Genomic DNA, 22,146 nt, shown 5'->3' with positions numbered 1-22,146 from the left:
GCATGACGAGCGCCCGGGCCCGGGAACACTTCGCCCGGGCCCGGATCGCCCGCCTCGCGACCGTCGGGGCCCGCGGCACCCCGCATCTGGTCCCCGCGGTCTTCGCGCTCACCGGCGAGACCCTGGCCTTCGCGGTGGACCACAAGCCCAAGCGGTCGACCCGGCTGAAGCGGCTGGCCAACATCCGCGCCCACCCCGAGGTCTGCCTCCTCGTCGACGGCTACGACGAGGACTGGGACCGCCTGTGGTGGGCGCGCGCGGACGGCACGGCCACCGTCCTGCCCCCGGCCGCGGACTCGGCGGCGTCCGCGCGCTACGTGAGCCTGCTGACGCGGAAGTACCCGCGGCAGTACGCCGACCGCCCGCCGGAAGGACCCGTGGTGGAGATCGCGGTGACTCGCTGGTCCGGATGGGACGCCACCTGAGGGCAGGCTCCGGCCATGGTTCGGAACCCCGGATCACAGCGGCAGTCGCTTGTCCTGTTCTGATGGGCCGAGCGGGTGACATAGCCGCAGATCTTGTCGCAAAGGCTGTATACCGGGGCATGCATCCGATGTTCGCTTCACCTGACGTAGGGAGCTCACATGCGTATCCGTACGGCGCTCGCCGCCACCGCCCTCGCCGCCACCGCTCTGCTGGGCGGCGCCAGTTCGGCGTCTGCCTGGGACGGTCACGACGCGACCGCCGCGGCGGGCTTCTTCGGGGCGGAGGGCGGCTCGGGTCATTACGAAAACCTGGGCGGCGACGCGGGAATCACCGAGGCCGAGTTCTCGGCGTTCCAGGTCGAGACCTGGTTCGGCTTCCTCCACTTCTGACGTTCGCCCTGCCGTTGCCGCCCCGCCCTCTGCGCCGAGCGCAGGGGGCGGTTGGCGTTTCCGCGCGCTCCTCAGGGACAATCCCTCCGGTCAGTAGATGCTGACGCCGTACGCGTTCAGTACCGGGATGATCGGCTGGAAGTACGCCCTTCCGCCGCTGGTGCAGTCTCCGGTGCCGCCCGAGAGCACCCCGATGGCGCGGTCGCCCGCGTAGAGCGCTCCACCGCTGTCCCCCGGCCGTGTGCAGATGGTGGTGCCGATCAGGCCGGTCACGATGTCGCCGTTGCCGTAGTTGATCGTGGCGTTGAGGCCGGTGACGACCCCGTTGACGACGCCGGAAGCCGCGCCGCGGAAGGTGACGGCCATGCCGACGGTGGCGTGGGCGGCGCTGGTGATGTCGACGCTCCCGACCGTGCCGGGGGCGGGGACCGCGGGGTTGGTGTAGCGCACGAGGCCGTAGTCATGGGTGGGGAAGCTGGAACCGGCGGTGGTGCCGATGAGCGTGTTCTGCGTGGCGTCGGTGTACCAGGTTGACCGGCCGCTGGTGCAGTGTCCCGCCGTCACGAAGTAGTACGTAGCGCCGCTGACGACATTGAAGCCGGCCGAGCAGCGCGTGCCTGTGGAGTAGATGGCGTCACCGCCGGAGAGCTGGGGCGAGAGCCGGCCCGCGATGTGCTCGATGCGCAGCGCATCGGCGTCGGGGCCCGCGGCCCGCTCGATCGCGGCCCTCTGCGCGGCGGTCACGGTGCTGTCCGCGGTGACGACCACGGTGCCTGCCGCGGGATCGGCGTATATGGCGGTGCCCGCCACACCTGTGTCCAGGACCGTGTCGACGGTGGCGGCGAGCCTGTTCGCGGTGGACGGGCCGGTGGCGGGCCCGGCGTTGGCGGCGGGGACCGCGAGTGCTACGGCGGCGGCCAGCCCCGTGGCGACGGCGAGCAGCCGGGGATGTCTGGGGACGCGGGCGCGGCGAAGGGTGTGTGTGATCCTCACGTGGTGTGTCTCCCGGGGAATCGGGGGCCCTTCGAGGGGTGCGGGCCCATGAGGCGCGGCGTGGGCGGCCGTGCGCCCCGGCCGGACCGCGCGCCCCGGCCGGTGTTGGTCGGGAGTATCGGGGTCCCCAACTCGCCCCGCAAGAGCGGCTTTTGGCCGTGGGGCCACTTCGTTCGTCCCCGTGCTGCCGACGCGTCCGGTCGGCAAGGCTCGGCCCCGGAGCCGATTGGTGCGACACGGGAGCCAGGGGAGATCATCGGGGCGTAACACGCCGCCCTCGGCGCCCTGTTGGGTCCGTTGGCGGAATGCGGCTACGGAGGGATGTGGGATGCACAGAACGCTGAGTGCGCGACTGCGCTATTGGTTCGACGGGACGATGGACCGTGGCACGCCCGCGCTGATCGGCTGGCTGGGGCTGGCCTCGTTGGCGCTGATCACCCTGGTCTCCGGTGTGGTGGTCGTCGCGGCACACAAGGACACCGAAGAGAACGGCGGCTGGCCGGGCGTCGTCTGGATGAGTCTGCTGCGTACCCTCGATCCGGGCACGATGGGCGGGGACACCGGTCAGCCGCTGTTCCTGATCCTCATGCTCACCGTTACCATCGGCGGGATCTTCATCGTCAGCGCGCTCATCGGTGTGCTGACGACCGGCCTGGAGACCCGGATCCAGGAACTGCGCAAGGGCAAGTCACGTCTGATCGAGCACGGGCACACCATCGTGCTGGGCTGGTCGGACCAGATCTTCACCGTGATCGCCGAGTTGGCGGAGGCCAATCAGAGCGAGCGCCGGTCCTGTGTGGTGATCCTCGCCGACCGGGACAAGGTCGACATGGACGACGAGATCAGGCGGCGGATCCCGGACACCGGGAAGACGCGGGTCATCTGCCGCTCCGGCAGTCCGCTGCAACGCGCCGATCTGGAGTTGGTGAGTCCTGACTCCGCCAAGGCGATCATCGTGCTGCCGCCCGTCGGGGACGACAGCGATATCGATGTCATCAAGGTGCTGCTGCTCCTGAACAACCGCACGTGGCGCGGGACGCGCCCGAATGTGGTGGCGGCCGTGCAGAACTCCTCGAACCTGGCCGCCGCCCGGCTGGCCGCCGGCGAGACCGCGCTGGTGATCGACGTCGACGACATCGCCGTACGACTGATCGTGCAGTCCCACCGGCAGTCCGGGCTGTCCACCGTCTTCAACGAGCTGCTCAGCTTCATCGGAAACGAGATCTATCCCTGGTCCGAACCGGGGCTGACCGGTTCCAGCTACGGGGAATCCCTGAACGCGTTCGAGCTGGGCGTACCCATCGGACTGCACCGCGAGAACGGGGAGATCCTCGTCAATCCGGCGATGGACACCGTCATAGCGGGCGGCGACCGGCTGCTCGTACTCGCCGAGGACGATCTGCTCATCGAACGGGCGAGCGCGCGGCCCGCGATCCCGCGGTCGGCGATCAGGAGCGCCCAGGTGCGATCCCCCTTACCGGACCGGACCTTGGTGATCGGCTGGAACCCGCGAGCCACGAAGATCATTTCCCTGCTCGACCGTCTCGTGAAGCCGGGATCCGTGGTGGACGTCGCGGCTCCGCGGCGACCTCTGGAGGACTTGAACGGGCCGTGGGAGAACCTGACCGTGGGCTTCAAGCACTGCGATCCCATCCACCGGCCGTCGCTGGAGGCCCTGGGGCTGGACAGCTACCGGCACGTCGTGGTGCTCACGGACGACGCGATCGACCCCCGGCGGGCCGACGACCGTACCTTGGTCACCCTGCTGCATCTGCGCGACATCGAGATCCAGCTCGGCGACCCGTACTCGATCGTCACCGAGATGAACGACGACGCCAACCGCGAGGTCGCGCAGGTCACCAAGGCCGACGACTTCATCGTCAGCACGAAAGTCATCAGTCTCCTGCTGACACAACTCAGCGAGAACCGCGATCTCTACGCCGTGTTCGCCGACCTCTTCGACCCCAAGGGGTCGGAGATCTACCTCAAGCCGGCGCCGAGCTATCTTGTCCCCGATGCCGAGGCGAACTTCGCCGCCGTGATCGAGGCCGCCCGGCAGCGCGGCGAGACGGCCATCGGCTATCGACTGGCACAGCAGAGCGACGAGCCGCCGCTCTACGGTGTTCATCTCAATCCTTCCAGGACCGCGCCCCTGATCCTGTCCGAGGGTGACTCGGTCGTGGTCCTCGCCGAGGACTAGTGCCGGGAGGGGCACTGGTGTCGGGAGGGTCACCAGGTCCTGTCCGGGAGGGGGCATGGGCGCCGACAGTCCCGCCCTCGGATTCGGCCGGTGTCTCCACCGGGCGCGTCTCGGGCGCCAGCGCGACGGTGCCGGCGGTGAGCGCGCTCATCAGGGCCATGAAGGCCACGACGCCGAGGACGCTGTGGTCGAACCACAGCAGCAGTCCGGCGGCGATGAGCGGGGCGAGGCCACCGGTCAGGACGGTGCCGACGTTGTTGGCGACGCCGACGGCGCTGAAGCGGACTTTGGTGTCGAACAGTTCGGCGAAGAAAGCGGGTTGTGATCCGAGGATCGCGGCCTGCCCGACGCCCAGGGTGACCAGCAGGGCCAGCCAGGTCGCCCAGGGCTGTCCGCCGTCGATCAGTGCGAAGAACGGCCAGGCGGCCAGGAGCAGTACCAGGGCGCCGCCGATGCTCACCGGCCGTCGGCCGACTCGGTCGGAGAGCGCTCCGAAGGCGGGGACGGAGAAGAGCTTGACGGCGGCGGCGATCGAGATGCCGGTGAGCAGCGCGGTGGTGGGCTGTCCGCGGTCCTCCACGTAGGCGACGGAGAAGGTGCCGAAGATGTAGTACCCGGCGTTCTCCGCCGCCCCCGCGCAGATGACGATGATCATCTCTCGTGGGTAGCGGGTCCATGCCTCGACGAAACGGCTCTCCCGGAACCGCTGACGCAGGGGACGCGCGGCCGTGTCCCGCTTGAGGACGCCGGCCTGCTGGAACTCGGCCGTCTCCTCCAGGGACGCCCGTACCCACAGACCGAACAGCGTGAGGAAGGCGCTCGCGAGGAACGGGACCCGCCAGCCCCAGCTGAGAAACGCCTCGTCGGACAGCAGTCCCGTCATGAGCGCGAACGCGCCGGTGGAGAGGAGCGTGCCGGTGCCCGTGCCGATCGCGGGCAGTGAGGACAGGAGTCCGCGCCACTTCGGCGGCGCGTTCTCGAAGAGGATGATCAGCGCTCCCGTCTTCTCGCCGCCGGCCGCGAAGCCCTGCACGAAGCGCAGGACGGTGAGCGCGATCGGCGCGGCCACGCCGATCTGGGCGTAGGTGGGCAGCAGACCGATCGCGGCGGTGGCGACGCCCATGAGCAGCAGCGTGGTGACGAGGACCTTCTTGCGGCCTTCGGTGTCGCCCTTCTCGCCGAAGTAGGCGCCGCCGAGCGGCCGGGCGAGGAACCCGATGGCGAACGTGCCGAACGCCAGGGTGGTGCCGACGAGCGGGTCGGCGTCCGGGAAGTAGAGCTTGTTGAAGACGAGGGCGGCGGCCGTGCCGTAGAGGGCGAAGTCGTACCACTCCACCGTCGTGCCGAAGACGGCCGCGACGGCCACCTTGGGCTGGAAGACCGGCCGTTCGGCCGCTGTGGCGCCGGCCGCGTCCGTCGGTGGGCTGTGCTCGGAACTCATCGGGGACTCCTTTGTCGCCTCCGGTATCACCATGCGGTACCACCAGGCGGAACACTTGTGCCGCTGAATGGTTCGGTGATGTTATGGAGGTGGCAACTCGCTGACAAGAGACCGGCGACGACTATTTCGCGGAGGAAGAGGATTCATATGCCTGAACCCGATGCCGGCGGTGTCCGCAGCGTCCAGCGCGCCGTGGACCTGCTCGCCCTCTACGACGCGGAACACCCGAGCCGTTCCGTACGGGAACTCGTCAGCGCCACGGGGCTCCCGAAGACGACCGTGGTCCGGCTGGTGCACACCCTGGAACAGTGCGGTCTGCTCTGGAGCCGAGGCGACGGACGGACCGTCCCGGGCACCGGGCTGCTGCGCTGGGCGGAACTGGCCCGCAATACCTGGCAGTTGCCGGAAGAGGCGTTGCAGCGGCTGAAAGAGCTGAGCGAGGCGAGCGGCGGCGAGACCGTACACCTCTACGTTCGCCAGCAGGGCACCCGCGTGTGCATCGCCCGCCACGAGGGGACGCGGACCCTGCGCCATGTCGTGCATGTGGGCGCCGAGATGCCGCTGTGGTCCGGCGCGTCCAGCCATGTGCTCCTCTCCCGTGCCGAGCGCGCGGACGTCGCCGCCGTCGCGGCCCGCGCGCCGCATCCTGGCTGGGACAAGACGCTGTGGGAGCGCGCTCGGCAGGCCGCCGTGCAGGGCTGGTCCGTCAGCCACGGGGAGCGCGAGGCGGGCGTGTCCGGCGCCGCGGCGCCCGTGTTCGACGCGGCGGGCCGGCTGACCGGCGCCGTTGCCCTGGGCGGTCCCACCGCCCGTTTCACCGACGAGGCCGTCGCGGGCTTCACGTCCGCCCTGGTGGACACCGCTCGGGCCCTGACCGCCCTCGACTGCATCGGAGGCACGGCCTGATGACGACCGCGCTGCTGGACGGCGTCCGCGTCCTCGACCTCACGAACGTCCTCGCCGGGCCCTTCGCCGGCTATCAGCTCGCCCTTCAGGGCGCCGATGTACTCAAAGTGGAAATGCCGGGATCGGGTGATCTGGCACGCCAGTTGGGGGCCGACCGCGCCCTGGACGACGAGCTGCTCGGGGCGTCCTTCCTGGCCCAGAACGCGGGCAAGCGCTCCCTCACCGTGAATCTCAAGGACCCGGACGGGCGCGAGGCGCTGCTGCGCGCGGTACGGGAGTCGGACGTCCTGCTGGAGAACTTCCGCCCCGGGGTGATGGAACGGCTGGGGCTGGGCTGGAAGACGCTGCGCGCCGAGAACCCCGCGCTCGTCTACTGCGCCATCTCCGGCTTCGGACAGACCGGGCCGATGCGGGACCGTCCCGCCTACGACCAGATCATCCAGGGCCTGAGCGGCATGATGAGCGTGACGGGCACCCCGGAGGCGACGCCGCTGCGCGCGGGCTTTCCCGTCGCCGACACCCTGGGCGGTATGGCGGCCGCGTACGCCGTCGCCGCCGCCCTCGTCCGGCGCGGCCGTACCGGTGAAGGCGCGTTCGTCGACGTATCGATGCTGGAGTCCGCGCTGACCGCGATGGGCTGGGTGACGTCCAACTACCTGATCACCGGCCGGGAACCGAGGCCGATGGGTAACGAGAACTTCACCGCCGCCCCCTCCGGCACCTTCCGCACCGGCGCCGGGCATCTGAACATCGCCGCCAACCGGCAGCAGCAGTTCACCACGCTGTGCCGCCTGATCGGCCGGGAGGACCTGACCTCCGACCCGCGGTTCTCGCACCCCGCCGACCGCAAGACACACCGTGAAGCACTGCGCGCCGAGGTGGAGTCCGCGCTCGCCGCCCGCCCGGCCGCCGAATGGGAGGAGATCCTCTCCGACGCCGGCGTCCCGGCGGCCCGCGTACTGTCGCTGCCCGACGCCCTGGACCTGGACCACCTGGCCGCGCGCGGCTTCGTCCACACGCTCCCCTTTCCCGACGGCCGCGAACGGCCGCTGAAGGTCCTCGGCAGCCCGCTGCGCGTGGACGACGAACCCGCCGTCCCGGCGGGACCGCCACCCCTGCTGGGCGAGCACACCGACGCCGTCCTGGCGGAACTCGGATACACCTCGGCGCAGATCGCGGCGCTGCGGGAACGGGGTGCGGTGTGAGCGGCCCCGACACCTCGCGCGGCACCGGGCCGGCGACCGCGACCGCGCGGGAGGGGCCCGCGATGATCGAGGAACACCGCGTCACCGACTGGTGGTCGACAGCGGTGAGCCGTATCCGCCCCGGCGAGATCCTGCTGCGCGGCTACCCCGTCGAGCAGCTGATCGGCCGTATCACCTTCGCCGAGCAGATCTGGCTGATGCTGCGCGGCGAACTCCCCAGCCCTGTTCAGGGCCGCCTGCTGGAGGCCGCGCTGGTGGCGGCCGTCGACCACGGTCCGCAGGCCCCCTCGATCGCCGCCGCCCGGATGGCGGCGACCTGCGGCGTTGGACTGAACAGCGCGGTGGCCACCGGCGCCGGCCTGCTCGGGGACGTCCACGGCGGCGCCGGGCAGCAGTGCATGGAAGTGCTGGAGCGCGTCATCGGCGGCGAGGACGCCACCGCCGTCGTCGCCGGGTTCCGGGACCGCCGCGCCTACGTACCCGGCTTCGGACACCGCTTCCACCCCCGCGATCCACGGCGCGATCCGCTCCTCGCCCTGGTCCGGGAGGCCGTCGCGGAAGGCGAGGTACCGGGCCGGGCCCTGGCAGCCGGTCTCGCGCTCGAAGCGGCACTGGCCGAGGGCCGGACGCGCCCGGTGCCGATGAACATCGACGGCGCCACCGCGATCATCTACGCCGAGCTGGGCTTTCCCGCGGAGCTCGGCCGCGGGCTGTTCGTACTCTCCCGAAGCGTGGGCATCCTCGCGCACGCCTGGGAGGAACAGGAAGGCGGCGCACGCATCAAGGGGCCGCTCCCACGACCGCTGCTCGCGGGGTACCGGGGCACCCCGGCACGCGACCTCGGCCCACGGGACTGACCGGCACCGGCCACTTCCCGTCGCGGGGTCAGCTCCGGCGTTCCGTCAGTGTCAGCACCCGTCGTGCGTCGGCGACGACGGCCGCGTCCACGAAGCGGCCGTCGGGGAGCGCCAGGGCGCCCGCGTCCGCCGCGGCCGTCCGGACGATCTCGCGGGCCGCCGCCACCTCGGGCTCCGTCGGCAGGAAAGCCTCCTCGATCACCGGGAGTTGCCTCGGATGGATCGCCGTGCGGCCCAGGAAGCCCAGCGCGCGGCCCTCGGCGCAGGAGCGGGCCAGGCCCTCGGTGTCGCGGACGTCCGGGTACACCGACTGCGGCGGGGGCGGCAGTCGCGCCGCCCGCGCCGCGACCACCGCGCGTCCGCGCGGCCAGGCGAGACCCGCCGCGTCCGTGACGCCGAGTTCGGCGCGCAGGTCCGCCTCGCCCAGCGCGATACCGCGCACACGCGGATGGCCCGCGATCGTGTACGCGTTCTCGATGCCGAGGGCCGATTCCAGCAGGGCGTACAGGGGCGGCACGTCGACCGCCCAGTCCAGGACGCGGGTGAGGTCGTCCGGACCGGTCACCTTCGGCAGGCGCAGCGCGTCCAGGCCGGGCAGCGGGGTCAGACGGCGTATCTCCCGCTCCGCGAGAGGACCGTCGAGGGCGTTGACGCGGACATGGACCGGCACCTCGTGCTTGTCGGCGAGGAGTTCGGCGGTCGCGTCGAGCGCGTACCCCTTGCGGTCGGGGGCGACGGCGTCCTCCAGATCGACGAGCACCACGTCGGCCCCGGAGCCGAGGGCCTTGGCGACGACGCCGGGGCGGTCACCGGGAACGTACAGCCAGGTCAGATACGCGTGATCGGTCACACCGCACCCGCCGAGCGCAGCGTGGTGATCTCCGTGTCCGTCAGGCCGAGTCCGCTGAGGATCTCGTCCGTGTCGGCGCCGTGCGGACGCCCCGTCCACTTGATGGAGCCCGGGGTCTCGGAGAGCCGGAACAGGACGTTCTGCATCTTCACCGTGCCGAAGTCCGGGTCGGGCAGCTCCGTGATCGAGTCGAGCGCCCGGTACTGCTCATCGGCCATCACCTCGCGGATGTCGTAGATCGGGGCGATGGCCGCCTCCGCCTTCTCGAAGGCCGTCACGACCTCGTCGCGGGTGTGCGCCGCGATCCAGGAGCCGACCGCCTCGTCCAGCTCGTCGGCGTGCGCGGCACGGCCGGAGCCCGTGGCGAACCAGTCCTCGTCGATGAACCCGGGCCTGCCCACCAGGCGCATCACACGCTCCGCGATCGACTGCGCGGAGGTCGAGACCGCGACCCACTTGCCGTCGCCGGTGCGGTAGGTGTTGCGCGGCGCGTTGTTCGTGGAGCGGTTGCCGGTGCGCGGCTGTACGTAGCCGAGCTGGTCGTACCAGAGGGGCTGCGGGCCGAGGATCGTCAGCATCGGCTCGATGATCGCCATGTCGACGATCTGGCCGCGGCCCGTCCCGTCGCGGCCGCGCAGGGCGGCCATCACCGCGTACGAGGTGGCGAGCGCGGCGATCGAGTCGGCGAGGCCGAACGGCGGCAGCGTCGGCGGACCGTCCGGCTGCCCGGTGATCGCCGCGAAGCCGCTCATCGCCTCGGCCAGGGTGCCGAATCCCGGGCGCCTGGCGTACGGACCGAACTGGCCGAAGCCGGTGACACGCGCCAGGACGAGGCGGGGGTTGGCGGCCGACAGCTCGTCCCAGCCGAGGTGCCACTTCTCCAGGGTGCCGGGGCGGAAGTTCTCGATCAGGACATCGGAGTCGGCGACCAGTTTGAGGAGTACTTCCCGGCCGCCGGTGGTGGACAGGTCGAGCGTGATGTTCTTCTTGTTGCGCCCCAGCAGCTTCCACCACAGGCCGATGCCGTCCTTCGACGGGCCGTGGCCCCGGGAGGGGTCCGGTTTGCGGGGGTGCTCCACCTTGATCACCTCGGCGCCGAAGTCGCCGAGCATCGTGGCGCACAGGGGACCGGCGAAGAGCGTCGCGAGATCGAGGACACGCAGGCCCGTCAGCGGGCCGTCGTGCCGGGGAGGCCGGGGGAGCGAGGTGTCGTTCATCGTGCCTTCCGTACGTTGGCGACCGGGATCGTGATGGCGGGGGTCATGGCGGCCGGGGTCGTGGTGGCCGTGGACATGACGGCGGGGCCCAGGGTGGTCGGACGTGTCATGCGCGGGCCTCCAGGGTGAGGCGGGCCAGTTCGTCGAATCCGATGCCGTCGAAGCCGCCGACCGTGGTGGCGAGGCGGTTCTTCAGCGGGGCCGTCCAGCGGTCACCGAGCGCTCCCGGGCGGCCCGCGAGCAGGCCCGCGATCGAACCGGCGGTCGCGCCGTTGGAATCCGTGTCCCAACCACCCGACACCGCACGGCAGATGGAGCCCGTGAAGTCGCCGTCGGCGTGGGTGAGCGCGGCGGCGAGCAGGGCCGCGTTCGGCAGGACATGCACCCAGTGGTGGTCATGGGCGTAGCGGGCGTGCAGGGCGTCGACGACCCGCTCGAAACCGGCCGGAGTGCCGGTGGGTTCCGCCCGCGCCGTCTCGGTGCCGAAGCGGATCGCCCGCGCGTAGCGGGAGTCCGGCGGGATATGGGCGAGGGCGGTCGCGAGGGTTTCGTGGATCGTGGTGGGGGCGGGGCCGGCCGCGTGCGCGATCGCCGCCGCCACGAACATCTCGCCGTACACGCCGTTCGCCGTGTGCGACAACATCGCGTCCCGGCGGGCGAGTTCGGCGGCCTTCGCCGGGTCGCCCGGGTTCGTCCAGCCGAAGATGTCCGCCCGGATCTGTGCGCCGATCCACTCGCGGAACGGATTGTGGTGGGTCGCCGTGTGCGGTGGCTCCAGACCGGCCAGGAGGTTGCGGTAGGCGATCCGCTCGGCGGTGAACGTACGGCCCGCGGGGAGTTCGTCCAGCCACAGCTTCGCCACATCGCCCGTGGTGAAGTCGTGGCCGTGGCGCTGGAGCAGCAACAGGCCCAGGAGCGGGTAGTTGAGGTCGTCGTCCTCCGGCATGCCGTCGATGTTCTCGGCGAGGGAGGTCGGGCGGGAGCGGCGGTTCCATGGGTACGCCGCCGCGAGCCGCGGGTCCAGGTTCCGCTCCGTGAACCAGGTGTTCAGGGGCCAGTTGCCGGTGTCGCGGGCGAGGGCGCGGATACCGTCGAGGGGGAGCTTCTCGACGGGCTTGCCCAGGACGCAGCCGACGGCCCGGCCCAGCCAGGCCGCGTGCAGCCGGTCCCGCTCCGATCGGGTCTCCCGCTCCGATCGGGGGTCCGTCTCCGCTGCCGGGTCCGGGTCCGGGTCCGGTCGCCGCCCGTACGGCTTGTCCTCACGTACCGCACCGACCTGGAACACGGTCGGTTCCGCTGCCGCGAGGGGAGACGGGAGCCGCGCCAGTTCGTCCAGCAACTCCTGGGCGAGCGACCTGAGTTCGGGCGAGGCCGGTCCCGGTGACGCGCCGGCCCGCTCAGGCGCCGGATGGCCGCCCGCCGCGATCCAGCGGCGTTCGACGTCCGTCGCGTCACGGCCGTCCTGGGCCGCCTGGCGCAACTCGTGCCCGACCAGGTCCTCGGGCTGTACCCAGGTCAGACGTAGCATCAGGACCCCGCGAGCGTGGTGAAGGCGGCCTCATGGGCGCGGCGCCGCTCCAGATCGCGGGCGAACACCTCGCGCGTGACACGGGCGAGGGAGAGCGCCGGGGCGTGCAGATCCAGCCTGCTGGCCCGCGCGACCTCCGTGCCCCACTCCTTGGGCACCGCCTCCTCGCCGTACAGGGCACCGACGATCGCGCCGCTCATCGTGGCGATCGAGTCGCAGTCGCGGCCGTAGTTGACCGAGCCGAGCACCGTGTGCCGGAAGTCGCCGCGACCGACCAGCAACATGCCCAGGGCGACGGGCAGTTCCTCGATGGAGTGCAGACGGGAGGGGCGGCGGGCGCCGAGAGACGGCTTGCGGTACTCGGGGCCGACCGTGTCGAACGGCGCCACGGCCGCGCGCAGCGGGGCCAGCGCGTCCTCGAAGTCGTCGTAGTGTGCCGCCACCTCGCACACGGCCTCGATCGCCGACTTCGTGCCGTCCTTCGCGAGCCTCAGCACATCCTCGACGACGGACTCGGGCGTCGCGCCCGGTGCGAACGCCGAGGCCACCGCCGCCGCGAAGACACCCGCCGCCTCGCGGCCGTACGACGACTGGTGCGCGCCCGCGACCTCCAGCGCCTCCTCGTACGCCTTCAGCGGGTTGCCCGCGTTGACCACGCCGACCGGCGCCATGTACATCGCCGCACCGCAGTTGACGATATTGCCGACGCCCGCCTCGCGCGGGTCGACATGTCCGTAGTGGATACGGGCGACGATCCACTTCTCCGCCAGGAAGATGCGCTGGAGCGGCAGCGCCTCGGCCTCCAGCTCCGGGATCCACCGCGGGTTGGTGATCAGATCCGGGACCAGATGGTCGGCGACCGCGTACGCGTCGAGGTGGTCGCGGACCTTCTCGTAGACACGGATCAGGGCGTGTGTCATCAAGGTGTCGTCGGTGACATGGCCGTCGCCCTTGTGGTACGGCGCGATGGGCCGCGCGGTCTTCCACTCGTCCTTGTGGAAAGGTTCCACGATGCCGCGTACTCGGCCGCCGTGCCGCTCGGCGATCGCCTCCGGGGTCCAGCCCTCGACCGGACCGCCGAGCGCGTCGCCCACGGCGGCTCCGACGAGGGCGCCGACGGTGCGGTCCTCCAGGGACGGGATGGGACTCGTCGGGTTGCTGGACGTGGTCATGCCGGGATTCCTTCGGGAGAGGGGGAGTCGGTCGGGCTGCTCATGGTGGCCAGGCGCTCCGCCAGGCCGATCAGGTCGGTACCGGCCAGGCGCGGCAGCGCGCAGCCCGCGAGTGTGCGGCAGGCCGCACGCCAGCTCTCCGGGAACGCGTCGCCGCCGCCGAGCGCGCCGGTGAGGGCGCCGGCCAGGGCAGGGGCCGAGTCGGCGACACGGGAGAGACAGGCCGCGGTGGGGACCGCTTCGCTGATGGCTCCGGCCGCCGCCGTGGCGACGGCGAGGGCGACGGGCACCGTTTCGGCCGCGGCGATGCCGTAGCTGTAGACATGGTCGACGATCTCGTGTTCCAGCACGGGCACGAGGGCGAACGCGTTGCCGGGCAGGCCGGGGTGCGCGGTCACCGCGGCGCGGGCCAGATCGACGGCGCGCACCGCGTTGCGGTGGATCTCGGTGCCCTCGGGCAGTTGGGCGAGGGCCGCGTCCACGCAGCTGTCGACGGGCGCGCCGCCGAGCGCCGCGGAGACCGCCGCCGCCATGGCGCGGGCGCCGTGCACGCCGTCGCCGTCCTGGGTGTAGCGCGCGTCGAACTCGGCGAGATCAGCGGCGAGTCGCGGCTCGCCCGGGTGCACGACCGCGAGAACGGCGGCGCGCACGCAGGCCGCGTCATCGAAGTAGTGCGGGTTGTCGTGCCCCGTGGCGGGAGGCCGTAGACCGGCGGCGAGATTGCCCAGGCCGGCCCGTACGGAGATACGGGCACGCAGCGGCATCTCGGCCGACTCGATCTCGTCCGCGCGGTCCGCCGCCGCCGCTATCTCGTCCGCGAGCGTGTTCCACGCGAGCGAGAGCGCGGAGCGTACGCGCTGGTCGGCGGGGAGGTCCCCGAGGCCGTCGGCGTAGGCGCCCAGGACGGCGAGCGCGGTGAAGGCCGCCCACTCCGCGTCGTCGGACGGGCCGAGGCGCAGCGGCTCCGGGGGCTGGTTGAGTGCGATCGGGACCGGCAGGGTGGTCGTCGCGTTCTGCTCGGCGAAGGTGTCCAGTTCGCGGGTGAGGCGGCGTGTCCAGTCGGGCAGCCGGGCGGCGCGGTGCCGGCCCGAGGGCCATCCGGCGGCGTCACCCGCGGCGATGCCGAGGAGCAGGCCCTCGATCCGGTGGGTGGCGTCCGCTGGTGCGGGGAGCATGAGAGCGAGGGGCCTTTCGGTGGTACTGGGCGGTACGGCGGCGATGTCCCGGCGTCCGGATCCGTGCGGACCGACCGGACAGGCCGGACAGGACCTGGTCACGCCGTCGTTCCCGGCCGGTCCGGTGCGGAGGGCGTCAACCGGTCCGCGATGTCGAGGATGTGCCGTCCGGCCATGGAAGGGAGGCAGCTGCCGCGTACCGGACCGATCGTGTCCGCCCAGTCCGCGGGGATCGCGGACTCGCCGCGCAGGGCGCCGGCGAGGGCGCCCGCCACGGCTGCCGTGGTGTCGGCGTCGCGGCCCATGTTGACGGCGATCAGGACCGACTCGCGGAAGTCGCCCCGGGCCACCGCGAACGCGCCGAACGCCAGGCCCACCGCCTCGGGCGCCAGATCCGTCCATGGATAGCCCCCGATGACGACGGCCTTGCGCACCCCGCGCTCCCGTGACAACTGCGTACTGTCGGGGTCGCGGCGCGCCCGCCCCGCCGCCGACACCGCGCGATGCAGTGAGCGGGCCGTCCACGAGTCGTCCGGTACGACGGAGAGCGCGGCCTGGACGACCGCGTCCGGGGTGTGGCTGACCATGGCCGCGGCGACGCCCGCCGCCACCGCCCGGCCGCCGAGGATGCCTTCGCCGTCGTGCGACACGGTGCCGTCGATCGCGACCAGCCGGGCCGCCTCGGCCGGACGCCCCGCCGCGTACACCCCGAAGGGCGCGGCGCGCATGGCGAGACCGTCGCTCCAGGCGTGCCTGTGCTGAGCGGAGATCGGGGCGGCGAGGCCACGGCGCAGATTCTCCAGGGTGCCGCGCTCGCTGAACCCGGCCCCCTTGAACGCCCCTTCGTCGCGGTCGGCGATCCCCTCGTGCCAGGCCGCCTCGACATGGGCCATGGTGAGAGCGGAGCCGTGGTCGGCCAGCAGCAGACCCGAGAAGATCGCGTACTCGGTGTCGTCCGTACCGGCCGGGTCGTCGGCGACGAAGCCCTGGATACGGCCCCAGCGCTCACGGATCTGGGAGGGCTTCATGTTCTCGGCCGGCGCGCCGAGCGCGTCGCCGACCGCGAGGCCGAGCAGGGCGCCGCGGGCGCGGTCCCGGAGCCGAACCGCGGCGGCGGACGCCGGCCGGGAGAGGGGGACGGTACGGCGCCCGCGGGCATCCGGTGCGCCCTCGGCCGGCGGCGCGGGATCGGAGTCGAGGCTGACACTCATGGTGCGTGCGTGCTCTTTTCTGAGGTTGTGCTCGGGTTCAGCGCTGATAGCGGTCGAGGATGCGATTTCCGTCGTCCGCCAGGCGTTCGCGCAGTTCCGCGATGCCGAACGCGTTGTTGTAGTACTCCTGGTAGGCGGGGGTGGCGATCTTGTCCTTCCACTCCGCGTAGCCGCGTACCCCGAGCACCGGGGACGGGCGCAGACCGGCCGCGATGGTGGCGCCGGTCCTCCACCCATAGGTGTCGGTGTTGAGGGACGGGTCTTTCAGGGCCTGGGTGCTCGTGGGCAGCAGCCAGTCGCCGCGCGCCAGCCGCAGTTGGTGTTCGGGCCGGTTGAGGAAGGCGATGAAGTCGACCGCCGCCCGCTTGTGGGGGCTGTCCTCGGCGACCGAGAGGGTCTGCGGGATCGTGCCCTGGGTGGGCTCCCCCGCGCCGGTGGGCATCGGCAGGACCGTCCAGTCGAACCCCTTGGGAGCCTGCTGCCGCACCTGCTGGCGGAAGGAGAAGTTGAGCGGAAGCATCGCGTAGCGGCCGGCGAAGAAGCCGGGCAGGGTGTCCGAACCCGACATGCCGAGGCCGTTCTTGGGCGCGGTCCGGTCCTCGTTGACCTGTCGGTCGATCAGCCGTGCGACGGACGAGTCGGCGTCGTCGTAGCGGATCTCGTTCTTGCCGTCCGCGTCCTTGTAGAAGATCTTGCCACCGGTGGACAGCGACAGATTGACGGACTGGGCGACCGGCTCCTTCATGGACCAGGCCACGCCGTACTGGTCGGTCGTGCCGTCGTTGTCCCTGTCGCGTGTCAGCTTCTTGCTGACCTCCTCGAACTCGCCCCAGGTCCAGGGCTGTCGGGCCGTGGGGATACGGACCCCCGCCTGGCGGAGAAGTTTCGTACTGGCGATGAGGACGCGTGGCTCCTGGACGAACGGGACGCCGTATGTCCCCGTGCCGTAGGTCGTGGTCTCCCACGCGGCCTCGGGGATGTCCGCGCGCAGTGACGCCGGCAGATACTCGCTGAGGTCGGCGAGGTAACCGCCGTTCGCGAAGTCCGTGAGGTCCGAGGCGTCGTCGTGGATGATGTCGGGTGCCTCACCGCCCTCGAAGGAGGTGAGGAGTTGGTCGTGGATGTTGTCCCAGCTGCCCTGTACGTATCTGACCTGGACATCCGGGTGCGTCGCGTTCCACTGCTCCACGAGCGCCTTGTTGGCGTCGACGGACTCCTTCTGCCAGGCCAGGCTGAGGAATTCAAGGGTGATCCGGCCGTCGGAGGAGTCCGGCCCCGGGCCGCCGCATCCGGCGACCAGGGTCAGCGCGAGGGCCGTGGCCGCGCAGGCGCTCAGCCGCTTCGTACGGATACGCATCAGCCCTTCACCGCCCCGCTGAGCATGCCGCCCACGAGCCGGCGCTGGAGCAGCGCGAAGAAGAGCAGGCTGGGGAGGGTCGCGAGGACCGAGGCCGCCGCCAGCGGGCCCAGGTCCGCCACGCCCTCGGCGCCGATGAAATGGGTGAGGATCACGGACATCGTCTGGTTCTCCGGAGACTTGAGGAGCACGAGGGCGAAGAAGAACTCGTTCCAGGCGGTGACGAAGGAGAACATCAGCGTCGCCACCAGGCCGGGCGCGAGCAGCGGCAGGACCACGCTGACGAGCGTGCGCAGCCGGCCCGCGCCGTCCATCGCCGCGGCCTCCTCAAGCGAGCGCGGCACGGACTTGACGTAGCCCTGGAGCATCCACAGGGAGAAGGGCAGATTCCAGACGACGTACACGATGATCAGGCCGCCGAGGCTGTTGATCAGGTGCAGATTCTTCAGGACCAGGAACAGCGGGATGATCACCAGCACGAACGGGAACATCTGGCTCACCAGGATCCAGACCGTGCCCGCCTGGCTGACCCGTGTCCTGTAGCGGACCATCACATACGCGGCCGGGACGGCGATCGACACCGAGATGACCGAGGCGCTGACCGCCACGAGAAGGCTGTTGAGCGCGGAGCGGAGCAGTGGCTGCGCCTCGAACGCGGCGCGGTAGTTGCCGAGACCGGGGTCGACCGGCAGCCACGTCGGGTTGATCGAGCCCAGTTCCTGGGGCGACTTGAAGGACGTGGACAGCAGCCAGAGGAGCGGGAAGGCCAGGAAGACCAGGAAGCCGAGCAGTGCCACGTACTGGCCGGTGCGGCCCGCGGCGCGCAGGGCCCGGACCTTGGGCGGGGCAGACGTCGCGCTCATGCCGCGTCCTCCTTCAGCTTCTTGCGCAGGAACAGGGCGAGCAGGACCGCGATCACGGCGACCATGATCAGACCCATGGCGGCCGCGTAGCCGAACTGCCCGTATTTGAAGGCCTCTTCGTACGCGAAGAGCATCGGGAGCCGCGTCTGCCCGCCCGGTCCGCCCTGTGTGAGGACGTACACCAGGCCGAAGGAATTGAAGTTCCAGATGAAGTTCAGGGAGGTGATCGCGAGGATGACCGGCTTGAGCGCGGGCCAGGTGACGGTGGTGAAGCGGCGCCAGAGCCCGGCGCCGTCCAACTGGGCGGCCTCACGCAGTTCGTGCGGAACGTTCTGCAGACCGGCCAGGAGTACGACCGTGGTCTGCGGCATGCCCGCCCACACGCCGACGGCGATGACCGCGGGCAGCGCGTAGGAGAGATCGGCGAGCCAGTCCACGTTCTCGTGGAGCAGGCCGAGCTGGGTGAGTGTCTTGTTCAGGACACCGGCGTCGGAGTGATACACGAGCCGCCACATGATGCCGACGACGACCTCGGGCATCGCCCACGGTACGAGCGCCAGCGTCCGGGCCAGCCAGCGGAAGCGCAGATTCTGGTTGAGCAGCAGCGCGAGGCCCATGGCCAGCACGAATTGCAGCCCCGTCACGGACACCGCCCAGACGAGACCGATACGGAAGGACTCCCAGAACAGCGAGTCGTGGCGCAGGTCGAGAAGGTTGTCCAGTCCGATGAACTGTGTGGCCGCCGTGCGTCCCGCCTGCGCGTCGGTGAACGCGAGCGAGACGCCGTACAGGAGCGGGCCCACGCTGAGCACCAGGATCGGGATCAGCGCGGGAAGGAGCAGGAACCAGGCGCCCCGGTCGAGGCCGAGGGCCTGTCTGCGCTGGGCGGGGGTGCGGGGCGGTGGGTTGCCGCGGCTGCCCGGGACGGCCTTGGCCCGGGAGGCGGTGAGACTCATGGGGACCTCGTCCTCTAGCTGGTGGCTGTCGTCGGCGCGGTGGAGGCGCGGACGACGAGGCGGGGAGGGGCAGTGGTGGTGCGGGGGGCCCTGGGTGTCGTGCCGTCAGGGGTGCGAAGGCGTTCCAGAAGGAGTTCGGCCGCGTGTCGGCCGCGCTCGGTGGAGCCGAGGTCGACGCTGGTCAGCGGGGGCCAGCCGGCCTGCGCGAGCAGGCTGTCGTCCATGCCCGCGACGGCGACGTCCTCGGGGATGCGCAGGCCCCTGGAGTGCAGGGCACGGGCGACGCCGAGCGCCAGTTGGTCATTGGCGCAGAACACGGCGTCGGGCAGCAAGGCGCTGTCGGCCAGCAGCTTCTCGGCGGCCTCGGCGCCCGACTCGATGCCGAAGTCGGTGTGCACGACGAGCGAGTCGTCGTATACGAGACGGTGCTCCGCCATGGCGGAGCGGAACCCCTCGTCCCGGTTGCGCCCTGGCACGGTGTCGGAAGGGCCGTTGACGAAGGCGATACGGCGCCGGCCGGTCTCGTACAGATGGCGCACGGCCAGGGCGGCGCCGGCGACGGAGTCGGCGCGCACGCTGTCCACGGGCACCTCGTCGGGGAGCGAACCGATGACGACAACCGGTCCGGCCGCGGAGCGCAGCGCCTCGACATGCTCGTCCGTGATCCGGATCGGGCAGATGATGAGACCGTCGCTGGTGCGGTCGCCCAGGCTGCGCAGCACGGCGAGTTCGTCGGCCACCACGGCGTCGGTGGAGTGCAGCAGCAGCCGGTAGCCGGCCGCCTTGGTGACGGACTGGATGGCGCGGACCATCGCGACGTACACCGGGTTGCCGATGTCGGGCATCGCGAACGTCAACTGCCGTGTCCTGCCGTCCTTGAGGGAGCGCGCCACCGCGTTGGGCACATAGCCCAGCTCGGCCGCGGCCCGCTCCACCCTCTCGACGGTGTCCCGACGGGCTCCGAGGCCGTTGAGCACCCGGGAGACCGAAGCGATGGAGACCTCGGCGCGTTCGGCGATCGACACGATCGTCGGCTGACCGCCGCTCTGTGCCCTCGGCATCGTTCTGACCCCCCGGCAGTCGGACTCTGTAAACGTTTCCGGCGACTGGAAACGTTTACAGATATTGCTGTCGCGTTTCCTTACCGTCAATAGACAGTAAATGTGACGCATCTCATAGGGGAAGGGCGGGCGCGGGCCGCAGCCCGCGTCCGCCCTCCCTCAACGCCGGTTGAGGCCCGGCCACTTCGTCCGTGCCGGCGTACCGGATGCGTTCGCCCCGGTTACGCCTCGACGGCGGACTTCTCCGGCGCGGGGGCCGAAGTGGCCTTCTCCGGGCCGGGCGTGGCGTTGCGTACGGCCGGAATGACGGCCGCGATCGCGGCCGAGACCACGGCGATGCCACAGCCGATCAGCAGGCCGGTACGGAAGCCGCCCTCGGATGTGATGCTCCGGCCGGCGATGCTGGTCGTCATCTGGGAGAGCACCAGACCGATCACGGCGGCGCCGACGGAGGTGCCCAGAGAGCGCATCAGTGTGTTGAAGCTGTTCGCGGCGGCGGTCTCCGAGAGCGGCACGGAGCTCATGATGAGTGCCGGCATCGAGCCGTAGGCGAGTCCCACACCGCTGTTGATCACCATGATGGCCAGCATGATTCCCCACGCGGACCCCATCAGCGCGAGCGACAGCCCGTAGCCCGCGGCGATGACCAGGGCTCCGCCGAGCAGGGTGACCTTCGGGCCGTAGGCGTTGGTCAGCTTGCCGCCGAGCGGGGAGACGATCATCATCATCACGCCACCGGGCGCCATCCACAGGCCGGACGCGAGTATCGACTGCCCCAGGCCGTAGCCGGTGGCCTCGGGGAACTGCAGCAGCTGCGGCATCACCAGCATGCCGGCGTACATCGCGAAACCGACGAAGATCGAGGCGACGTTGGTGAGCAGCACCCGGGGGCGGGCCGTGGTGCGCAGGTCGACCAGCGGGTCGGCCGTACGCAGTTCCCACGCGCCCCAGCCGATCAGGAGCACGACGGCGGCGGCGAACAGACCGAGTGTGGTCCCCGAACCCCAGCCCCAGTCGGCTCCCTTGGAGATGGCGAGCAGCAGACAGACCAGACCGGCCCCGAGGCCGAGCGCGCCGGGCGCGTCGAAACGCTGACCCTTGGCGGCGGCGGGCACGCTCGGGATCAGAAACCAGATCAGCACCGCGATCGCCGTGGCCAGTACGGCGGAACCCCAGAAGAGCACCCGCCAGTTCGCGTACTGGGCGACCGCCGCGGCGATCGGCAGACCGAGGCCGCCGCCGATCCCCATGGAGGCGCTCACCAGGGCGATGGACGAGCTGAGCTTCTGCGCCGGAACGACATCGCGCAGCAGGGCGATTCCCAGCGGCACCATGCCCATTCCCATGCCCTGCAGCCCGCGCCCGATGATCATCGGCACGACGGAGGACGAGAGCGCGCACACCACCGAGCCCGCGATCAGCGGCACCGAGCACGCGAGGAGCATACGGCGCTTGCCGATCAGGTCGCCCAGGCGGCCGACGACCGGGACGCAGACAGCCGCCACGAGGAGGGTGGTCGTGATCACCCAGGTGGCGTTCGAGGGCGAGGTGCTCAGAATCTGCGGCAGCTCCGCGATGAGCGGTGTGACCAGTGTTTGCATGATCGCCGCCGTGGTGCCGGCGAGCGCAAGCGTGGCGACCACGCCACCCGAACGGGAAGCGTGCTGTGGGGCGTCCATCAGGGGACTCCTATGACTGTGCAGCCGGAAAGTATGTGCTTGTGCATCGTACATACTGACTGCAACAGCCACTTTACGTGCATGATTCATACGGGTGAGGAGTGCGGGTCGTCCGGACGCGGTGCGACAATGACGGGCGAGAGAGACTGGAGGCGACAGACGCATGGTCGGGGCCACGCACGAGGTCGAGTACGAGCAGATGCTGCTCAGCCGCCACACGTTCCTGAACCAGAGAGGCGGACGACGCAAAGACGCCGTACTGGACCGCAGCGCCTACATCCTGCTGAGCCGTATCCGCTTGCAGGGGCCGATGTCGATCGGTGAACTCAGCGACGCCTTCGGGCTCGACGCCTCCACCCTGAACCGGCAAACGGCCGCGACCGTGCGCGCCGGACTCGCGGAACGCATCCCGGACCCCGACGGCGGCATGGCCCGCAAGTTCCGCATCACGCCGGAGGGCGCGCGCGTACTCGACGAGGAGCGAGAGGGCATCGTCCGCTCCTTGGACCGGGTCATGGCCGATTGGCCGGAGGAGGACATCGCCGCCTTCGCCGCCTATTTGAAGCGCTTCAACACCGACATCGAACGCCTCGGCGGCAGGCCCTGGCCCCGCGTCTGAAGTCGAGCGGACCACTGGGCGGCCGTCCTCGGAGCAGGACG

The 22,146-nt window shown here is 71.0% G+C and carries 20 protein-coding genes; 7 read left to right on the top strand and 13 right to left on the bottom strand.

Annotation, left to right across the window (positions count from 1 at the left end; genetic code table 11):
• Positions 1–2: 2 nt before the first annotated feature.
• Positions 3–425 carry a TIGR03668 family PPOX class F420-dependent oxidoreductase gene (locus M1203_RS12940; RefSeq protein ID WP_283958550.1) on the top strand — a complete coding sequence of 141 codons (423 nt, stop codon included), beginning with the start codon at positions 3–5 and terminating at the stop codon, positions 423–425.
• Between the two features lie 159 nt (positions 426–584).
• Positions 585–815 (top strand): hypothetical protein, encoded by a 231-nt coding sequence (locus M1203_RS12935; protein ID WP_249949780.1) that lies wholly within the window; start codon positions 585–587, stop codon positions 813–815.
• Positions 816–905: 90 nt separating this feature from the next.
• Here M1203_RS12935 and M1203_RS12930 read toward each other — a convergent pair whose 3' ends face one another.
• On the bottom strand, positions 906–1,808 hold the full coding sequence (locus M1203_RS12930; protein WP_249949779.1) for a S1 family peptidase: 903 nt from the start codon (positions 1,806–1,808) through the stop codon (positions 906–908).
• 328 nt (positions 1,809–2,136) lie between these two features.
• On the opposite strand from M1203_RS12930, the gene M1203_RS12925 reads away from it, so the two are divergent.
• Positions 2,137–4,008, top strand: coding sequence for a potassium transporter TrkA (locus tag M1203_RS12925; protein ID WP_249949778.1), 1,872 nt, complete (start codon positions 2,137–2,139; stop codon positions 4,006–4,008).
• On the opposite strand, the gene M1203_RS12920 is transcribed toward M1203_RS12925, so the two are convergent.
• Positions 3,938–5,449 carry an MFS transporter gene (locus M1203_RS12920; RefSeq protein WP_249949777.1) on the bottom strand — a complete coding sequence of 504 codons (1,512 nt, stop codon included), beginning with the start codon at positions 5,447–5,449 and terminating at the stop codon, positions 3,938–3,940. The genes M1203_RS12925 and M1203_RS12920 overlap by 71 nt on opposite strands.
• A gap of 147 nt (positions 5,450–5,596) precedes the next feature.
• Between M1203_RS12920 and M1203_RS12915 the strand changes: the two genes are divergently transcribed.
• The 3 genes from M1203_RS12915 to M1203_RS12905 are packed head-to-tail and all read left to right on the top strand — an operon-like array spanning position 5,597 to position 8,417.
• Positions 5,597–6,355, top strand: coding sequence for an IclR family transcriptional regulator (locus tag M1203_RS12915; protein WP_249949776.1), 759 nt, complete (start codon positions 5,597–5,599; stop codon positions 6,353–6,355).
• The gene (locus M1203_RS12910) at positions 6,355–7,560 is read left to right on the top strand and encodes a CaiB/BaiF CoA-transferase family protein (RefSeq protein ID WP_249949775.1); all 1,206 of its coding nucleotides are present in this window, start codon (positions 6,355–6,357) and stop codon (positions 7,558–7,560) included. Before M1203_RS12915 ends, M1203_RS12910 begins: the two co-directional genes overlap by 1 nt.
• The gene (locus tag M1203_RS12905) at positions 7,557–8,417 is read left to right on the top strand and encodes a citryl-CoA lyase (RefSeq protein WP_249949774.1); all 861 of its coding nucleotides are present in this window, start codon (positions 7,557–7,559) and stop codon (positions 8,415–8,417) included. Before M1203_RS12910 ends, M1203_RS12905 begins: the two co-directional genes overlap by 4 nt.
• 28 nt (positions 8,418–8,445) lie before the next feature.
• Here M1203_RS12905 and M1203_RS12900 read toward each other — a convergent pair whose 3' ends face one another.
• From M1203_RS12900 to M1203_RS12850, 11 genes are all read right to left on the bottom strand, one after another.
• A complete protein-coding gene (locus tag M1203_RS12900; protein WP_249949773.1) occupies positions 8,446–9,267 on the bottom strand; it encodes a CoA ester lyase in 822 nt (273 codons plus the stop codon).
• Positions 9,264–10,484 (bottom strand): CaiB/BaiF CoA-transferase family protein, encoded by a 1,221-nt coding sequence (locus tag M1203_RS12895; RefSeq protein WP_249949772.1) that lies wholly within the window; start codon positions 10,482–10,484, stop codon positions 9,264–9,266. The genes M1203_RS12900 and M1203_RS12895 overlap by 4 nt, the downstream gene beginning before the upstream one ends.
• Before the next feature lie 106 nt (positions 10,485–10,590).
• Positions 10,591–12,012 (bottom strand): ADP-ribosylglycohydrolase family protein, encoded by a 1,422-nt coding sequence (locus tag M1203_RS12890; protein WP_249949771.1) that lies wholly within the window; start codon positions 12,010–12,012, stop codon positions 10,591–10,593.
• Complete coding sequence (locus tag M1203_RS12885) at positions 12,012–13,184, bottom strand: ADP-ribosylglycohydrolase family protein (RefSeq protein WP_249949770.1); 1,173 nt, start codon at positions 13,182–13,184, stop codon at positions 12,012–12,014. The genes M1203_RS12890 and M1203_RS12885 overlap by 1 nt, the downstream gene beginning before the upstream one ends.
• Positions 13,181–14,359 carry an ADP-ribosylglycohydrolase family protein gene (locus tag M1203_RS12880; protein WP_249949769.1) on the bottom strand — a complete coding sequence of 393 codons (1,179 nt, stop codon included), beginning with the start codon at positions 14,357–14,359 and terminating at the stop codon, positions 13,181–13,183. The genes M1203_RS12885 and M1203_RS12880 overlap by 4 nt, the downstream gene beginning before the upstream one ends.
• Positions 14,360–14,457: 98 nt before the next feature.
• Positions 14,458–15,570 carry an ADP-ribosylglycohydrolase family protein gene (locus tag M1203_RS12875; RefSeq protein WP_249949768.1) on the bottom strand — a complete coding sequence of 371 codons (1,113 nt, stop codon included), beginning with the start codon at positions 15,568–15,570 and terminating at the stop codon, positions 14,458–14,460.
• Positions 15,571–15,607: 37 nt separating this feature from the next.
• Positions 15,608–16,927: an ABC transporter substrate-binding protein gene (locus M1203_RS12870; protein WP_249949767.1), complete on the bottom strand. Its 1,320-nt coding sequence runs from the start codon at positions 16,925–16,927 to the stop codon at positions 15,608–15,610.
• A complete protein-coding gene (locus M1203_RS12865; RefSeq protein ID WP_249949766.1) occupies positions 16,927–17,790 on the bottom strand; it encodes a carbohydrate ABC transporter permease in 864 nt (287 codons plus the stop codon). Before M1203_RS12865 ends, M1203_RS12870 begins: the two co-directional genes overlap by 1 nt.
• Complete coding sequence (locus M1203_RS12860; RefSeq protein ID WP_249949765.1) at positions 17,787–18,746, bottom strand: carbohydrate ABC transporter permease; 960 nt, start codon at positions 18,744–18,746, stop codon at positions 17,787–17,789. The genes M1203_RS12865 and M1203_RS12860 overlap by 4 nt, the downstream gene beginning before the upstream one ends.
• A 14-nt stretch (positions 18,747–18,760) precedes the next feature.
• Positions 18,761–19,807: a LacI family DNA-binding transcriptional regulator gene (locus tag M1203_RS12855; RefSeq protein ID WP_249949764.1), complete on the bottom strand. Its 1,047-nt coding sequence runs from the start codon at positions 19,805–19,807 to the stop codon at positions 18,761–18,763.
• Between the two features lie 221 nt (positions 19,808–20,028).
• Positions 20,029–21,486: an MFS transporter gene (locus tag M1203_RS12850; protein ID WP_249949763.1), complete on the bottom strand. Its 1,458-nt coding sequence runs from the start codon at positions 21,484–21,486 to the stop codon at positions 20,029–20,031.
• 163 nt (positions 21,487–21,649) lie between these two features.
• Between M1203_RS12850 and M1203_RS12845 the strand changes: the two genes are divergently transcribed.
• Entirely contained in the window at positions 21,650–22,105 is a 456-nt protein-coding gene (locus tag M1203_RS12845) for a MarR family winged helix-turn-helix transcriptional regulator (protein WP_249949762.1), read from the top strand.
• Positions 22,106–22,146: the final 41 nt, after the last annotated feature.

It is taken from the genome of Streptomyces sp. 35G-GA-8 (assembly GCF_023534745.1).
GTDB lineage: Bacteria > Actinomycetota > Actinomycetes > Streptomycetales > Streptomycetaceae > Streptomyces.
Note: the sequence above shows the minus strand (reverse complement) of the source record. Positions and strands in the feature narration are given on the sequence as shown.

What these genes read in the sequence shown, in the direction of transcription:
- M1203_RS12860 (WP_249949765.1), bottom strand. Translation starts at nt 18,746, where the DNA reads ATGAGTCTCACCGCCTCCCGGGCCAAGGCCGTCCCGGGCAGCCGCGGC.
- M1203_RS12845 (WP_249949762.1), top strand. Translation starts at nt 21,650, where the DNA reads ATGGTCGGGGCCACGCACGAGGTCGAGTACGAGCAGATGCTGCTCAGC.
- M1203_RS12870 (WP_249949767.1), bottom strand. Translation starts at nt 16,927, where the DNA reads ATGCGTATCCGTACGAAGCGGCTGAGCGCCTGCGCGGCCACGGCCCTC.
- M1203_RS12940 (WP_283958550.1), top strand. Translation starts at nt 3, where the DNA reads ATGACGAGCGCCCGGGCCCGGGAACACTTCGCCCGGGCCCGGATCGCC.
- M1203_RS12880 (WP_249949769.1), bottom strand. Translation starts at nt 14,359, where the DNA reads ATGCTCCCCGCACCAGCGGACGCCACCCACCGGATCGAGGGCCTGCTC.
- M1203_RS12890 (WP_249949771.1), bottom strand. Translation starts at nt 12,012, where the DNA reads ATGCTACGTCTGACCTGGGTACAGCCCGAGGACCTGGTCGGGCACGAG.
- M1203_RS12855 (WP_249949764.1), bottom strand. Translation starts at nt 19,807, where the DNA reads ATGCCGAGGGCACAGAGCGGCGGTCAGCCGACGATCGTGTCGATCGCC.
- M1203_RS12920 (WP_249949777.1), bottom strand. Translation starts at nt 5,449, where the DNA reads ATGAGTTCCGAGCACAGCCCACCGACGGACGCGGCCGGCGCCACAGCG.
- M1203_RS12925 (WP_249949778.1), top strand. Translation starts at nt 2,137, where the DNA reads ATGCACAGAACGCTGAGTGCGCGACTGCGCTATTGGTTCGACGGGACG.
- M1203_RS12910 (WP_249949775.1), top strand. Translation starts at nt 6,355, where the DNA reads ATGACGACCGCGCTGCTGGACGGCGTCCGCGTCCTCGACCTCACGAAC.
- M1203_RS12875 (WP_249949768.1), bottom strand. Translation starts at nt 15,570, where the DNA reads ATGAGTGTCAGCCTCGACTCCGATCCCGCGCCGCCGGCCGAGGGCGCA.
- M1203_RS12865 (WP_249949766.1), bottom strand. Translation starts at nt 17,790, where the DNA reads ATGAGCGCGACGTCTGCCCCGCCCAAGGTCCGGGCCCTGCGCGCCGCG.
- M1203_RS12850 (WP_249949763.1), bottom strand. Translation starts at nt 21,486, where the DNA reads ATGGACGCCCCACAGCACGCTTCCCGTTCGGGTGGCGTGGTCGCCACG.
- M1203_RS12895 (WP_249949772.1), bottom strand. Translation starts at nt 10,484, where the DNA reads ATGAACGACACCTCGCTCCCCCGGCCTCCCCGGCACGACGGCCCGCTG.
- M1203_RS12915 (WP_249949776.1), top strand. Translation starts at nt 5,597, where the DNA reads ATGCCTGAACCCGATGCCGGCGGTGTCCGCAGCGTCCAGCGCGCCGTG.
- M1203_RS12935 (WP_249949780.1), top strand. Translation starts at nt 585, where the DNA reads ATGCGTATCCGTACGGCGCTCGCCGCCACCGCCCTCGCCGCCACCGCT.
- M1203_RS12885 (WP_249949770.1), bottom strand. Translation starts at nt 13,184, where the DNA reads ATGACCACGTCCAGCAACCCGACGAGTCCCATCCCGTCCCTGGAGGAC.